We start from the raw sequence: 15,947 nt of genomic DNA on the forward strand, positions 1-15,947 counted from the left end.
GTCTGGCGATCTCTCGCTCGATCTCCGACCAGGCCCGCACCATCAGTATTCCGGTGCACATGATCGAGACGATCAACTAGCTCAACGCTATTTCCCGGCTGATGTTGCAGGAAATGGGTCGCGAACCGACCCCGGAAGAGCTGGGCGAACGCATGGAAATGCCTGAGGACAAGATCCGCAAGGTACTGAAGATCGCCAAAGAGCCGATCTCCATGGAAACCCCGATCGGTGATGACGAAGACTCCCATCTGGGCGACTTCATCGAAGACTCGACCATGCAGTCGCCAATCGATGTCGCCACAGTGGAAAGCCTGAAGGAAGCGACTCGCGAAGTACTGTCCGGCCTCACTGCCCGTGAAGCCAAGGTATTGCGCATGCGTTTCGGTATCGACATGAACACCGACCATACGCTCGAAGAGGTCGGCAAACAGTTTGACGTAACGCGTGAGCGGATCCGTCAGATCGAAGCCAAGGCGCTGCGCAAGCTGCGCCACCCGACGCGAAGCGAGCACCTGCGCTCCTTCCTCGACGAGTGACACCAGAACCCCCGGCCCAGGCCGGGGGTTTTGTTTTATGGCAGATTAAATTCCCCGCTCCCCCCTCCCCGCCGCATACCCCGTCTACACTCGAAACAATCCCCCCAGCCCTGACGAGAGCGTTATGCCCAGACTGGCGCCCGTGCTTTTTCTGCTGTCATTGATGATCTGCACCGCCACGGCTGACGCGCTGACTCTCACCGATGAAGAACGCAGCTGGCTGGCGGCTCACCCTGACTTGCGCCTGGGTGTCGATGCATCGTGGCCGCCGTTCGAATTTCGGGATGATCAGAACCGTTATCAAGGGTTGGCAGCCGACTATATCGACGTGATCCGTCAACGCCTGGCGATCAAACTCACGCCCATCGAACCAGTGAGCTGGACGGTAGTGCTGGAGCAGGTGAAGAAGGGCAAGATCGATTTGCTGCCGGGAATCATGTCGACGCCGGAGCGCCAGAACTATCTGTCATTCACCCGGCCGTACCTCGACTTCCCGATCGTCATCCTCGCCCATGTCGGTGGCGCCCAACCGCGCAAACTTGACGACTTGTACGGGCTGAAAATCGCTGTGGTGGAAAACTACGCCCCCCACGAACTGCTGCGCACTCACCACCCCGATCTGAATCTGGTCGCCATGCCCAATGTCAGTTCAGCGCTGCAAGCGCTGGCGACCGATGAAGTGGACGCGGTAGTCGGCGATCTGGCTTCCAGCGTCTGGAGCCTGCGCCAGCTCAAGCTCGACGGCCTCTACGTCAGCGGCGAAACGCCGTATCGTTATCAACTGGCGATGGCTGTGCCCCGCGACAACAAAGTGCTCGTCGGGATTCTCGATAAAGTCCTCGCCGACATGACGCCAGCGGAAATCAGCAGCATCCAGGAACATTGGGTGGGTAATGTGCTCGACCACCGTACCTTCTGGTCGGACCTGCTGATGTACGGGCTGCCCGGCCTGTTGCTGCTGATGACAATCCTGGCCGTGGTAATCCGCATCAATCGCCGCCTGAGCTCTGAAATCACCCGGCGCATCGACCTTGAGCAGGAATTGCGCAGCAGCGAATATCACTACCGCGGCCTGGTGGAGAGCTTGTCGGCCATCGCCTGGGAAGCGCGTATGAGCGACTTCACCTACAGCTATGTTTCGCCGCACGCTGAGGATTTGCTCGGTTATCCCCAGGCTCATTGGCTGATCCCGGGCTTCTGGCACAACATCATTCACCCCGCCGACCTGACCCGCACGCAGAACTACTGCAAGGAAGCGCTGCGCCAGGGCCGCGACCATATCGTTGACTATCGCGTGATCACCGCCGACGGCCGCTGCCTGTGGGTGCGCGATATCGTCAGCCTGATTGAGCATGGCCACGAGCCAGTGATGCGCGGGTTGATGATCGACATCAGCGAAATCAAGCGCACCGAAGAGGCGCTGCGCCTGTCGGAGCAGAAATTCGCTTCGGTGTTCGAGCAATGCCCGGACATTCTGGTGATCGCACGCCTGTCCGACGGCTGCCTGCTGGAGGTCAACGAGGCCTTCGAAGAGCAGATCGGCCTACGGGCCGAGGACGTGATCGGCCAAACTGCCATCAATCTCAATATCTGGGGCATTCCCGGCGTCGGGCCGGGCCTCTTGCAGCGTTTGCAGGCTGGCAGCATCCGCAATCTGGAAATGCCCTTTCGCCGCAATAACGGCCAAGTGTTCACCGGGCTGATTTCCGCCGAGCCCTTCGACCTCGACACCACCCCGGCGCTGGTGGTTGTAGTGCGCGACATCAGCCAGCTCAAGGAAACGCAACAGCAACTGCAAACCTCGGAGGAGAAGTTTGCCAAGGCTTTCCATGCATCACCGGATGGCTTGCTGCTGTCGCGCCAGAGCGACGGGCTGCTGTTGGAGGTCAACGAAGGCTTCAGTCGCATCACCGGCTTCAACAGCGCCATGTCAGTAGATCGCTCGACGCTGGATCTGGGGATCTGGGTCAACCTCAATGAACGCAAACAGATGCTCGACCTGCTGCAACGCGACGGTTTTGTCCGCGACTTCACTTGTCATATCCGTCGCAGCGATGGGCAGATCCGCCTGTGCGAGGTCTCCAGTCGCCCACTGCCGATCGGCGACGAAGACTGCATGCTGACCATCGCCCGCGACATCACCGAACGCCATCTCATGCAGGAAAAACTGCAACAGGCCGCGACCGTTTTCGAGAGCACCGCCGAAGGCGTGTTGATCACCGATACCCAACAACACATCAGCGCGGTCAATCGCGCCTTCACTGAAATTACCGGCTACAGCGAAAGCGAAGCGCTGGGCCACACGCCACGGCTATTGGCGTCGGGGCTGCATGACAGCGCTTTCTATGCGGCGATGTGGCACCAGCTGACCGATGAAGGCCACTGGCAAGGCGAGATTTCCAACCGGCGCAAGAATGGCGAGCTGTACCCGAGCTGGCTGACCATCAGCGCCGTGCGCAATCGTGACAAATTCATCACCCACTTCGTCGCGGTGTTCGCCGATATTTCCAGCCTCAAGCACGCCCAGGCCAAGCTCGATTACCAGGCTCACCACGACCCGCTCACCGGCTTGCCGAACCGCACATTATTCGAAAGCCGTTTGCAAATGGCCCTCACCAGCCAACAGGAAAATGGCGGCCAGGGCGCCGTGCTGTTTCTCGACCTCGATCGCTTCAAACACATCAACGACAGCCTCGGCCACCCGGTCGGCGACCTGTTGCTCAAGGGCATCGCCGTGCGCCTGAAGGAACAGTTACGGGATATCGATACCGTTGCGCGGTTAGGTGGCGACGAATTCATCCTTCTGCTGCCGGGCTTGCAGCAAGCCAGCGACGCCGACAACATCGCGACGAAACTGCTCAACTGCTTCGGTGCGCCTTTTCAGGCCGGCGAACACGAGTTTTTCATCAGCGCCAGTATCGGTACCAGCCTCTATCCACGCGACGGTTGCGACGTGGCCACGCTGGTAAAAAACGCCGACGCGGCGATGTACCGCTCCAAAGCCAAGGGGCGCAACCGCGTCGAAAGCTACACACGCGACCTCACCGCCCAGGCCAGTGAACGCATAGCGCTGGAACACGAACTGCGCCGCGCCATCGAGCGCGACGAACTGTTTCTCTACTACCAGCCGAAAATCAGCTTGGACGACCACCGTCTGGTCGGTGCAGAAGCTCTGATTCGCTGGCGCCACCCGACCTTCGGCGAAGTGCCACCCGAGCACTTCATCCCATTGGCCGAAGAGAACGGCATGATCCTGCAGATCGGTGACTGGGTGCTGGAAACCGCATGTCGGCAGATGTTCGAGTGGAACCGGATCTACCAACCACTCGGCCCCCTTTCGGTGAACCTCGCCGGCGCGCAACTACGCCAGCCAAATCTGCTGGTGCGCATCGAACAGCTGCTCAAGGAAAACCGCCTGCGCCCGGATTTACTGCAACTGGAAATTACCGAAAATTTCATCATGAGTCAGGCCGAGGAGGCGCTGGCGGTACTGCACCAGCTCAAACACCTCGGCGTGCAACTGGCGATCGATGACTTCGGCACCGGCTATTCCTCGCTCAGCTACCTCAAGCGCCTGCCGCTGGACATCCTCAAGATCGACCAGTCTTTCGTTCGCGGACTGCCCGACGACCCTCACGACGCGGCGATCGTGCGCGCCATCATCGCACTCGGCCGCAGCATGCAGTTCACCGTGATTGCCGAAGGCGTGGAAACCCAGGCGCAACAACAATTCCTTGCCGCGGAAGGCTGTGAACAGATCCAGGGCTACATCGTCAGTCTGCCGTTGCCACCGGACGAATTTGCCGCGACATTTCTGCATGTAACCGTATCGGATTTTTCGGATAGCACAGCCGCGAAACCGTCGCTATAATCCGCCGCCTACTGAGGGCCTATAGCTCAGTTGGTTAGAGCAGAGGACTCATAATCCTTTGGTCCACGGTTCTTATGTGGTACGAATGTTGGTGTGGCATTTGAACCTGATTTTTGATAGCTTTGCACCTTCTCAGCGCCACTGTAGCTCAATTGGTTAGAGCAACCGACTCATAATCGGTGGGTCGCGGGTTCGATTCCCGCCGGTGGCCCCATCTCCCCTTACAATCAAACACTTAGCGCACTCCGCAGACGGCCAACGGCCATGCTGACGGAGCTTTCTGCGTTGGCCTGATTCACCCACTTGAGCCTTTTTCCTTGACAAAGGCAAGTGCGACACCCAAAGCTAATAGGGTGTGGTATTTGGAATAAGAGCTCATGAAAAACTTCATCTTGGTCGAAGCGCCCGTTACGAGCGAGGCTAACTACATCCTGCTTCATCTCGACCCTGGCATGCCCGACGAGGCACGCGAGTTCAAACCGTTCACCGACTACACGACGTGGCTGGCACGTAAGGGCTACGCAGGAAACACCGATAAGCTCTACTCGGAGCACGTTGGCCGCTTCATCGACTACGTATATGAGGCGACGAAAACCCAATTTCCTGCAGATGTCGAGGTCACTATCGAGACCGTCATCTACAGCTACCAGGTTTATCTCCTCTTCGGTACGGACGCCACGAACCCGATAGCGAAGACGCTGGCCCATAGCCTAGGGAAGACACGGCTAACCGGTCAAAACTCAATCGCGGAATCAATAGAGTCGTCTATTCGATGGTTTCTTGAGGTAGCCGAGTCAAAAAACATGACAGCACCTGACCATCTGTTCAGTCGGTTCTGCTCGAGCAAGGCCGAATATCGAAGTCAATATGAGGTTTCGGCCCAAAAAGCTAATTCATGGATGGCAGCAGTCATTCGTGGCTCGCTGAACTCAGTTTTGCCTAAACGCAAGAGAGATAAGCTGTTTGCTAAAGCAGGGCGTAGGAACAGCAAACACGACAAGCAGCCGTTCAAGATCCTTCCATTCCCTATAGAACGATCCATCGACTTTCTCAGACAGGCCAAGCCTGCAAAGTCCACGACATTTTACAGGGATATGACGCTATATGCCCTACTTGCCGCGACAGGTTCGCGTACAAGCGAGGCGCTACAAGTTCGAATGTCCGACATCGACGATGACGATTTTGCAGTGTTCCTACGCGACCCCTTTGCGAGGAAAGCGCCTGGTATTACTGAAGAAGAGCATAAGCTTCTCTCCTGGAAAGGTCGGGAGACCGAGGTCACCTTCATGATTGAACCATTCGCTAAAATATTCTGGGAGAGCCTTGAGAAGTACCTGACCCTAGAATACAACTCTAGCGTTGGACATGATTTCTTGTTTCAGAACTCTGACGGCAGGCCCTTCTTCGCAAGCGACAGGAGCAGCCGTGACAAAACCTTCAAGAAATACTCTTTGAAGGCAGGCTTGCCGGACGTCACAGGCATCAGCACTCACTCTCTGAGGCATATGTACGGAACCTACACGCTTAATTACATGCCAGTTCCTGGTCAAACCCTTCCTGGTCTACCCATTACCTACGTGAAGATCCTGATGGGCCATGCCAGCGTTACATCCACGATGAAGTACGCGAAGCACGACACCGACATCATCGAAGCATACATTCAACATGCTAACCAGTACGTCATGCAAAGAGGCGATGCCTCCTTTACCACAATTCGCGAGGAGTTTTATCTGCGCCAGCTCGAAGTATTGAAGGACGAGGCGAATCGCATTCAAGGGACGCAACATGATTAACCTGACTAAGGATATTCAGATTATCAAAACTGGAGCGCCTCTTGATAGCTCCATTAAAGAGGCGATCACGAAAGCCAAGGCTTGCGTCTGCAAAGAGCTGTTTGGCACGAACTATATCTCTCCAAGTAAGGTAACAAGCGGCGCTCGTAACGAATATTACAACGCGTCCATCGTGCGCCTGTTTGATGACCACCTGAACGTGTCAAATGCACCTATTTATGATGAAGTGTGGGTGCGTAATGCTTTAGCTTGCACGAAAAAGACTGCGCCGATAGAAATTGCGAAGCAGGTCGTTCCGAAGGCCTCTATTGACTGGCTCAACAAGTCTTCCTTGGAGAGGCTGAGTAAAGACTGCGTCTTAATTCTTCACTTTCTCTGGCAGGAGCGAGCTGTCCTGCTCCCGGCTGACCTTAGGAAGCCCACGGTTCACAATCAGGACGAAGGAACCAACTTCTATGAGTTTGCTGCAGCATCCTATACCGAGGTGCTTGCATTTGTGAGCAAACCGTTTGTCTCGCATGTTCCCTACGAAGACATTCCGGACATTACCTCCGTAATGAAGCCTAGTGCCGTCAAAAACTTTGGATGGTACGCATGGCGCATGATTCGTTGCACAGACTGGCATAGAATCGAAGACATCAATCCAGATGACATCGCTGACCTCGCCGACCACTTGGTCTTAATGCGAAGAAATGACGTTGACTGGTTCCAGTACCCCATCGCCCCAGCCGCGTTTTGGAACTATGTTCAGAGGCTGTATTCTGACAGATGTAGCCAGGTCGCCGTCCGCCCTAAAAATGATTTGCACGCCAGTAGAAAAGCTCTGGCCTCTGGCGAATATGACTATCCTGATGAGCACAAGGAAAGTGTCGAGTCGTGGTTGAAATATCAGGACAAATACACCGGCTTACAAAAGTCTCGGGGTATTAAGTCTTTCGACGCTTACAGCAAGAGCTTCTCAGTTCTGAATACCTGGTTGTTTGGCGAATACCCTACTGCCACGGGATTGCTTCCTCCTCACCCAAGTGAGCTTAATCGGACGCACATGGAGGGCGATGGATACATAGGCTTCCTCACTTTTCTTCGCAGAGGCAGGTCAAACTCAACGATCCAGCAGATCATGTACCACATCACCAGCTTTTTCAACTACTTGACGGCTCACTCGAGCGCCGACGAGAAACTTTCTGGTTTTGTTTGCCCCATACTTGAGCTCGATTTCCCCATCGTGCGAAGAAGGAATAGCTCTAATAAGCCTGCATTTCATTCTGAGCATTTCCCATACCTTCTCCAATACTGCTACGCGATAGAGTCTTTCACAACTCACCTAGCCGAAAGGGTATATCACGAACAAATAAACCTATTCGACAAACAATTCAGGGCAGATATTGAAACAAAGGATTGGAACAACACCCAAAAAATCGTTCAAACTGAAAAACTTGGGTACGTTCCAATTGTGTTCTACCGGAACCCATCATTTGACGCTTCGCAGCCTAAATCCGAAGATAATCGCCCCATGAAGTATGAGGCGCTGCGACTTCTTCCAAGGTTTGTCGTGCCAATTATTGAACACTCGGTTGAACGCGAAGGGAAGTGGGTGTTCTATCCTCAGCTCAATTACATCAGACATAATATCATCGCACTGGAGACAGGGGTTCGTAGTATTCACATACGTTGGCTAGAGAGGCGAACCTATGATATGCGAATTGATCGTTCAAGACCCCTGCCTGCGCTTTGCAAGTTACGCATCAACACTGACAAAGTAAACGGCCCCTGGGACGCTACTGTTTCGAAGACGGTAATTGAACTGCTGGATCGTCAAAAAGCCATGATCCCTTGGTTTAACGATCCCGCAATGGATGTCGAAACCTGGTATGACTACCATGAAGAAAATGAGCATGGCAAAATCATCACGCTATTTCCGAAGGGAACAAGTCCTGGCGTGCTGACTCCGGAGGCCTATGCGAAATATTTCAAAAGGCTAATTTATTCTTTTGACTTGTTCTGCAGGTTTCAGCTGGGCATTGAGGCGACGAACGCAATGCCAGAGGCTGTGGGGGATCTGGAATCTATTAATGATCCTCACGACTATCTCACCGTGATCAAACTTGAGGGACAGGCCTGCAAATTAATCGAACATACCCCGCACTCCTGCCGAGTATCAGTTGTATCTGAATACATCCCAATTTTGCCGCCACACATCATCGGCGCATTTATTACCGGCCATGCCAGTGATGAACATGTAATGTATTACGCAAAAGTTGACCCTGCATACCTAAAATCGGTTGCCCAGTATCAAAAATTGAGTATTGAGCATGGATGGCTAGTTGACCGCCCAGCAATGTCTAACATCAAAGCAGAAGACGTTGCATCGAAGCTTCAGCAGGCTTTCCGGCGAGACAAGGAGAAGTCTCTGATTGACTTCGGTGCGATCTCTTTTGACCGTGAGACCAAGGATGATGTGGTTTCGGGTGTCAGGGAGACAAGGCAGCGCCCCATCGACTCGCTGGCCTTTATGCCCACTCATATCTGCCCATTTGGTAATCGCTGCCCAGCGGACGTCGTTAAAGACCTGGGTGCCATTCCTGGGATAAGTATGCCGTGCGGGGGCTGCTATTACTCGGTCAAAACTGTCGACCACCTGCCAAGGATATACGGTCACATTCGTGTGCTAACTGACGAGTGTAGCGAGCTGGAGGCCTATATCGCTGAGTCTAAAAGGAATGGAGCATCGCCTGAAAGCCTTGTGCCAAAAGCCAATCGTCGCAAATTCCTCGCCGCAGAGATCATTTCATGGAGCGTTACTGCTCACTGCCTCGAGCAAATGCATAACGAAATCAAAACGCGTGAAAGCTTCCTGGTAGAAAAACCTGAAATCGTTTCAGAGCACCTGGAGCGCTTAGAGCTCAAGAAAGACTCGCTTTCCAACCTGATTGCTCGCACTGCAGAAGCCAAGTCGCATGCGGAGTATTTCACTCCACAGTTAGACACGCAGGTTAAAGTGGCAAGAAACAAGCTCCTTGCATTCACTGGAGACTTTAACCGCATGCTGCAAGAAGCTCCTACAGGATTCACGTTGATCGATGAATTTAGGGGTCTGATTCGGTCTACGTGTGAAGTTCTGGGTCTTTCACTGCATGATTTGAATGATGCAATGAGTAAGCCCATGGCCTTGGAACGACCTACTGCAATCCTGAAGCTAATTTCGAGCCCAAGAGGTGTTCCTGCATGAGCAAAGGTGCAAAAAAGGGCCAAAACCGCTTTGCAGGCTCTCAAAAGCTGAACCGCGACTATAGAATTTCCCGAATTAAAGACGAAGTAATACCTAAGCTGAAGTCTTTCGTAGGAAAAGCATCATTCGATGGAGTTACGCCTTACTCAAGATTCTGCGCCGAACTTTACAACGATGGGCTTCCTGTAAACGAAAAGAAGATTGGCTACAGAACCTTGGTACAGAGCACTGACTATTGGACTCTGCTCGGGCCAATATTCTTCAAGCACTGGGATGCTGCTGGAAACATGGAGTCCAAGAAGGACAAGCTTGTCGGAAAGCTGGCCGTTCAGCGAGCAGACCAACTTCAAGCTGAGACAGAGAAACTGAGGAAGGAGGTCGAAGCTCTGCGCTCAGCCCTTCGTAGCCATGGTGCTCAGCCAGTAACCCTGCCGGACACAACGCATGTGGATCAAGGATTCATGGCGAAGTTTGACAAAACCTGCCGGGCCCTCAAGTTGGTGCTCGATGCAAGTGATGGGATGTTTACAGTTGACATGCAGGCTAAAAAGATTTGCTGCAGTTTTGACGACCTTGAACCTAGGGAGGGTCTTGTCCCAAAAGAGCTTGTCGAACCTTTCGTCCTTTGGATGAAGGCTAAAGGAAGCGCGCATGGCGACCAGTGATCAAAAGCGCTCTCCGTACGACCGCTACAGGGACTATGTGCTGCAGCTTGAACAGGCTGGAAAAAAGTTTCCTGTGAATCAGTTTGGCGCCGTCAACTTCAGCAAAATCGCTGATGAATGTGGTAATCGTAGGCAGTGGTTTTCTGAAAGCGCCAAGAAGATCTTTTGCTCACAGGGCAAAACCCTTGAGCAGGTCATCGCGAAGGACATTCGCCGCATAGGCAGTGAGTTTGTTGCGGCCAAAGATCCTGAGTCTCTGGCGATTGATATGGCGGATTCGAAAAGTCGCGAAGCGAATCGGTTGCGAGTAATGCTTGAGCAAAAGTCGAAGGAAAACGAACTGCTCCGCGAGCAAGTTGAGCAACTCTCTGCCGAGCTGCGGTTGCTTCGCACATCTGCACAGGAAATCAGTAGCCAGCAGGACTTGATGATCGACTCCGGGCGGTCATTCATCCTATGAGCAATCTGTCGAGCGTGATCCAGGTGAGCTCGGTGAAGCCAGGCAGTTTTGGCGGTGCAGTCTTTTCCGGGCGCATCATTGGCCAAAACAAAATTTACACATGCAGAGCAAGCTATAAAGTCATCACCCGCATTCCTCAACCCGGTGAATGCTGGCAGTTCAAAGGCTCGATCACAGGGCATGATCAGTACAGGGATTTCGTTCTGATCGAAAGCTGTCACATCGTAAACCTGCCCATAGCGGCATATGTGGAAAGATTGCTGATAAAGCATCCTGCATTTCGCGGGCTGTCATTCGGCAAAGCGAAAGTCTCGAAACTGGTCAGGGCATTTGGCGCAGAAAACCTTGCTCAGGCATTGACTGCAGGCAGAGTCAGCCACCTGGCGGAACTGATTAATCCTGATCTCGCCCAAAAGGTCGTGGATGCCTGGAGGACACTGCAGGATGAGATTTCAACAATTGAATTTCTCATGGAGCACGACTTCGATCCTGGGCTCGCCAAAAGCGTTCTCAAGGTTTGCCAGACGGATACGGTAGAGCGCCTGAAGCTTAATCCGTACAGCCTCATTGCGTTTCAAGGCATCCACCCAAACATGTGGAAAATCGTAGACGCCGCAGCAGCCAAGCTAGGCATACCTCGTGATGACCCACGCAGGCTGGCCGGCCTTGTGGAGAATTTGCTCTATGTGCGCTTGGATCAGGGCCATACCGCATACGAAATAGAAGAGCTAAAAGCCGCCCTGATGCAGAAGCTTCCATCCGCCAGACTGGTAGACCAAGCTATCGAATGCGCCCTACAAAGGCGTGCTGTATGCGTTAAGAAGTATCAAGGGACGACGCTTATCCAGCCACTGGGAGCGGCCCTTGTCGAAAGTAAACTCGAGCAGCGAGTCGCGAGTCTACTGTCCGCTCAGGCCTCATTGCTTCACGGTTCTCCGCAGGAACTGGAGCAAGCGATTGAAGATTACTGCGCACACGGTAAGAGCGTGCCTGGACACTCACTCACCCGAGACCAGAAAAGCGCAGTGCTGATGGCGCTTACTAATCGCATCAGCACGCTGACTGGATTTGGCGGTACGGGCAAGACAACGGTGCTGAAAGCCATCGTTGATATAGCCTCTCAGCACCGCCCTGTGCATGTCTTAGCACTGAGCGGAAAAGCCAAGGAGCGGGCCAAGGAGTCTGTTGGCCGAGACACCTACACGATCCACAGTTTCTTGATCAAAATCAGCACTGCAAGCTCAGGGCTCAGCACTGGAGGCGACCCTCTGGTAATTATCGATGAATCCAGCATGGTAGACATCGCCTTGATGCTGAAACTGCTGAATGCCTTTGCGAAGAAAGAACTGTCTCTCTTGCTAGTAGGCGATACCGGTCAGCTATCTCCGGTTGGTTATGGAATCTTCTTCCATGCACTGGCCAAATCGAAGGCGATACCGTCGACCCACCTGATCAAGGTTCACAGGTCTACCGGCAACAGTCATCTTCAGAACATCGCCATGAAGATTAGATCTGGTCACCTGGACACCTTGCCATTCTGGAATGGCGAGAGCGATGGGGTTTATCTGATCCCCTGCACAAACACGCAGGACATGCTGACACACCTCGCGAAGATCAAGCAGATCATCCCTGACGCTCAGATCCTGACGCCACACATGTCTGATCGCATGCCGGATTCCGGGCACAAGATAAACAAACACCTGCAAAGCGCCCTCCAGCATACAGACGAGACGCAGGGTATCTGGATGGGCAAATACTGGCTGCGCGTTAACGACCCCGTCATCGTCACTCAGAATAGCTACGAGCATAATCTGTTCAACGGCAACACCGGGATCATGACTGGCATTACGTCAATCGATGGCCAGACTTCAGGTGTGTTTTTCTTCAATGGGCTCGAAGTGACCCTCTCCAGGATGGACTTGTTCGGGCTGGGAATGAAACTTGCCTACGCCATATCCATTCATAAGGCGCAAGGCAGCGAGTACGAGACGTCGATCCTTTGCACTCTGAGTCAAAGCGAATTTGTGGAACGAAGCATGCTTTACACAGCCGTCTCACGATCTAAGCGGCTGGCCTTGATCCTAAGCACGCATGACATCATGCAGCAGGGGGTAGCTCGCCCGAACCGAAGTGACACCCTCTGTGTGGGCTTCTCGGTTTGAATACCAAACAGGTTGTTAGCCCTACAATATTGTGGGCAGGGCTTTCGCTTCAGGCGCCTTACCTTGCTTGTATGATCGCGGGATCCGCGCCCAATGCCTCAGGTAGGAGAATTCATTGAAGTTGCTCACAACGCTTTGGAGCGTCATCCGCCCCGACCGCCGCCCCGAGCGTGAGAAAGCGCGTGAACGCGAGTTCATCCTAGCGGCGAACTCCTTGAAGACCCTCAAGGTGACACCGGAGGGCGGGATGTCCATCGATCCTGAAGAACTCCGAGATCAGATTATCGCGGCACGTGAGCAGTTGCAGCACCTTGTCCACCAACCGGGAAAATCTAGCAGGCCATTTCAATCTGTGGCAGAGATCGAGGTGGGGCAGAAGGCTGATCACGCTGCTGAGGCCCCTGTAGAGCTGCAGGACTGTATTGAGGTGGTGGCTTGGCGTCGGCTCCATAGTGGCGCTGCTGTGCGCTACGTGTGCCTCCAGTCTACAAGTACGGGGCGATTCGCTGTCGCTACAGCCAGTCTGTTCAGAGAGGCCATGGAGAGTCTCCCGACTTGGGTCGACGGCAATACCAACAGGCAAATCGCGAATGCCCTACAGCTCGATGATCTCCAGTGGTACGCGGCTGTGAGCGAGGCTATGGATGCATGGAATGCGGAGCTCTGATGACCCTGAGTTTTCGGTCACGGCGTGCCCCTGCGGGTAGCGGCTGTCGTGAACCGAGCCTTGGCAAAGCCTGCGTCTCGGCCCTTCGGGCTTTCATCCCGCACGCCTGCGCGCTCCGCTTGCGGTATGCAGAGATCAGTTCCTCCCTGGACAGTGCCTGTAGCTCGCACATTCTGATCCATTGAAAAGTCAAACGTGAGTCTGGCACTGGCTTTCTGAAGGGATAAACGCCCAGATTGGATGCAGGCTGAGAAAAGGGCATTCACCAGTGCGGTGAACAGCTTGATAGGAGTGAACCCGACCGAGGGCGATGCCCTGAAGCCGGGTTTATTCGGATTAAGCGAGCACAGCAGCGGGTTCCGCCGTATCGTCACCGCCTCCCTGTGCCGCTAGATCAGGCGAAACCAGACCTTGGGAGGAAGGGGCATAAGGGTAAAAAGCTTCAAACTTGTCATACGGGAAGAGTGACTGAATTTTGTACACGGCGTTTGTAAGAAACTGAGTCTTCTCTATATCGGCGTAATCACCGCTGTACCTTCCAGAGAAGAAGTTGACCTCCCAATAGCCAGCCTTTGGCCGTATTTCTCCCGCAATCCGAGCGGCCTGCATCCCAGTCATACTTGGGTGACCGAGCTCATCAGGTTTTGGAATGTCCTCAGCGACGAATAACACGCCGTCCTTACCTATGGCCCAGATAAGCTTACTCTCAGAGGATGGGTCGTTAGCCACTGAATCGGCCACTTTCTTGTAGGCCTCGTGAACATCAACCAAACGGATTTGTTGCGGATCCCAGAATTTTTTCGCGGTCTTGTTGGTGCCTTTTCCGTTCCGCGAGACCTCGTTCTCTTTAATGTGGTTGGGCGCACGCAATGTCCCATACATGCTATTGAGATGACTTTCGTAGTCATCTCGGCGCTGCTTCACAGCCCTGGTGAACGCCGGGAAGAAGTGCTGATCATCTAGACCGGCGATCTGGCTCTCCTGCCCCTTGAAGCCGGCCAGCATCGCATCTGCATAAATTGGGTCATGAATGTAAATGCCAGATACAGCGTTGCCCAAGGGAATGTCAGTCGCATCCAAGAACACCTGGAAAGCACACTCGGAATCCCAGTAGACATCAATTTGCCACTGTAAGCGTGCGAGGCTGCCAGTCAAGAAACTGAGTTTTTCCTTACGCCAGCGAATCATTCTCTCTTCATCGAGGGTGTAAGTACCCAACACGTCATTGACCTTGCGGTGGGTGTAATGTTTACGGACATCGTCTCGCGCTTGAGCAATCGATGCCAGTTTGATCTCGTACCTGACCGAAGGAACCGGGATCTCAAGCAGAGGACACATTTCATCTTCCAGGTATCCCAATACCTGATCACGAATACGCTCTGCTGTGCCATGAGCGAACTTGAAGTCGATGCGCGTCTTTCTATCTGCCGGGATGATCGAGATATCTGGAACAATAATCTCATGGGGAGCCACCCAGTTAGTGGCATCCGGTTCTCGAATGGACATCGCCAGCCCCCAACGACCTTTTACGGCCTCAGGAGTGGATTCCCCGAAAAATTCGTCAAGCATGACCATTTCTGCTCGTGCGTACGGCCCGAGTCGGTCGTCATGAACGTATACCCATTTCGAATCACCCCGGAAGTCATAACCAAGGGCGGTAATTGCGTGCCCAGCTTTGACGTACTCACCAGCTTCGTTGGGTTCCACGCCGTATACTTTTCCCGTCAAAATGACGGGCAGGTTGCTATTAATGTGAGCAACGAGGGACTCTCGGAAAGATTCAGGAGTTGATTCCTCAAGGCTATTGTTGTGATATCGCAGCCCCTCAATATCAAGCGTTCGCTGGATCTGCTTATTGGTAAGCTCTTTATTTGGGAATCCATTACTGGAACCGTCCACAAAATTCAGGGCGGCGGTGGTGATCTCACTGCAGGATTTAATGTCCTTAACACTACGACCAGGCGAACTGTGCAACGCTGTCCAAATGGCGGTGGTAGCACACGCGGCAACCACCTTGTCCTGTTCTTGGAATGCAATTGAGTCGATTGTCAGCTTGATGCCAAAGAGATTCACATCATAAGGCTTGTCAATTTTCTTCTTGCCCACACCTCGGTCACCACTGACACGAAGGCAGGTTTTCCCCACGAATGTCCTGGTGAGAGGTTTGATAACCATGAAACCGAGGTAGTGCGACTGGAGTTGCTCTAGAGTTTTTACAGCATTGTCATCCTCAGCATCATCTAACATTTCTCCCACGTCACCCGCCAGTAGAGCGTCGAGCCGCTTGTGAGTCAGATCGCAACTGAAGAAGTGAAGCCGAGCGCACTTGTAGCCATCGTTGCCGAAACGCCCCAGGTAAAAACGCGAGTAGTCCTCGAGGAAGTCTCGGTCGATGTATTCGTGCTCAAGCAGGATGCTTCCTACCGTCTTCTTACCCTTCGGAATCTCGGGCATGAAGGACTTCAAGTAGTTATAGATGTACTTGATCTGAGGTTTTTTGAAGATGTCAGCGTGATCATAGCCGTATGGCTCATGAATCAACGCTGCCATCGTCGCCTCTTCGA

8 protein-coding genes, 1 tRNA gene and 1 pseudogene are annotated in these 15,947 nt (G+C 53.4%); 9 read left to right on the forward strand and 1 reads right to left on the reverse strand.

What is annotated here, in order from left to right:
- The 9 genes and pseudogenes from ACIGDJ_RS14775 to ACIGDJ_RS14815 form a co-directional block, all read left to right on the forward strand.
- Positions 1-536 (forward strand): annotated as a pseudogene (locus ACIGDJ_RS14775) (sigma-70 family RNA polymerase sigma factor); the annotation flags it as partial.
- A gap of 124 nt (positions 537-660) precedes the next feature.
- Positions 661-4,407, forward strand: coding sequence for a bifunctional diguanylate cyclase/phosphodiesterase (locus tag ACIGDJ_RS14780; protein ID WP_397479089.1), 3,747 nt, complete (start codon positions 661-663; stop codon positions 4,405-4,407).
- A 137-nt stretch (positions 4,408-4,544) separates the two neighbouring features.
- Positions 4,545-4,621, forward strand: a tRNA-Ile gene (locus tag ACIGDJ_RS14785).
- 163 nt (positions 4,622-4,784) lie between these two features.
- Entirely contained in the window at positions 4,785-6,200 is a 1,416-nt protein-coding gene (locus ACIGDJ_RS14790; protein ID WP_034139553.1) for a site-specific integrase, read from the forward strand.
- Positions 6,193-9,429: a hypothetical protein gene (locus tag ACIGDJ_RS14795; RefSeq protein WP_034139554.1), complete on the forward strand. Its 3,237-nt coding sequence runs from the start codon at positions 6,193-6,195 to the stop codon at positions 9,427-9,429. Before ACIGDJ_RS14790 ends, ACIGDJ_RS14795 begins: the two co-directional genes overlap by 8 nt.
- Positions 9,426-10,094, forward strand: a complete 669-nt coding sequence (locus ACIGDJ_RS14800) for a hypothetical protein (RefSeq protein WP_034139555.1) — start codon at positions 9,426-9,428, stop codon at positions 10,092-10,094. Before ACIGDJ_RS14795 ends, ACIGDJ_RS14800 begins: the two co-directional genes overlap by 4 nt.
- Positions 10,081-10,554: a hypothetical protein gene (locus tag ACIGDJ_RS14805; protein ID WP_034139556.1), complete on the forward strand. Its 474-nt coding sequence runs from the start codon at positions 10,081-10,083 to the stop codon at positions 10,552-10,554. The genes ACIGDJ_RS14800 and ACIGDJ_RS14805 overlap by 14 nt, the downstream gene beginning before the upstream one ends.
- Entirely contained in the window at positions 10,551-12,716 is a 2,166-nt protein-coding gene (locus ACIGDJ_RS14810; protein WP_038443833.1) for an AAA family ATPase, read from the forward strand. Before ACIGDJ_RS14805 ends, ACIGDJ_RS14810 begins: the two co-directional genes overlap by 4 nt.
- Before the next feature lie 115 nt (positions 12,717-12,831).
- Positions 12,832-13,383, forward strand: coding sequence for a hypothetical protein (locus tag ACIGDJ_RS14815; RefSeq protein ID WP_044269470.1), 552 nt, complete (start codon positions 12,832-12,834; stop codon positions 13,381-13,383).
- Between the two features lie 336 nt (positions 13,384-13,719).
- Here ACIGDJ_RS14815 and ACIGDJ_RS14820 read toward each other — a convergent pair whose 3' ends face one another.
- Positions 13,720-15,933, reverse strand: a complete 2,214-nt coding sequence (locus tag ACIGDJ_RS14820) for a hypothetical protein (protein ID WP_010203400.1) — start codon at positions 15,931-15,933, stop codon at positions 13,720-13,722.
- Positions 15,934-15,947 lie beyond the last annotated feature (14 nt).

Origin of the sequence: Pseudomonas sp. NPDC079367 (assembly GCF_044542195.1) — a bacterium.
GTDB lineage: Bacteria > Pseudomonadota > Gammaproteobacteria > Pseudomonadales > Pseudomonadaceae > Aquipseudomonas.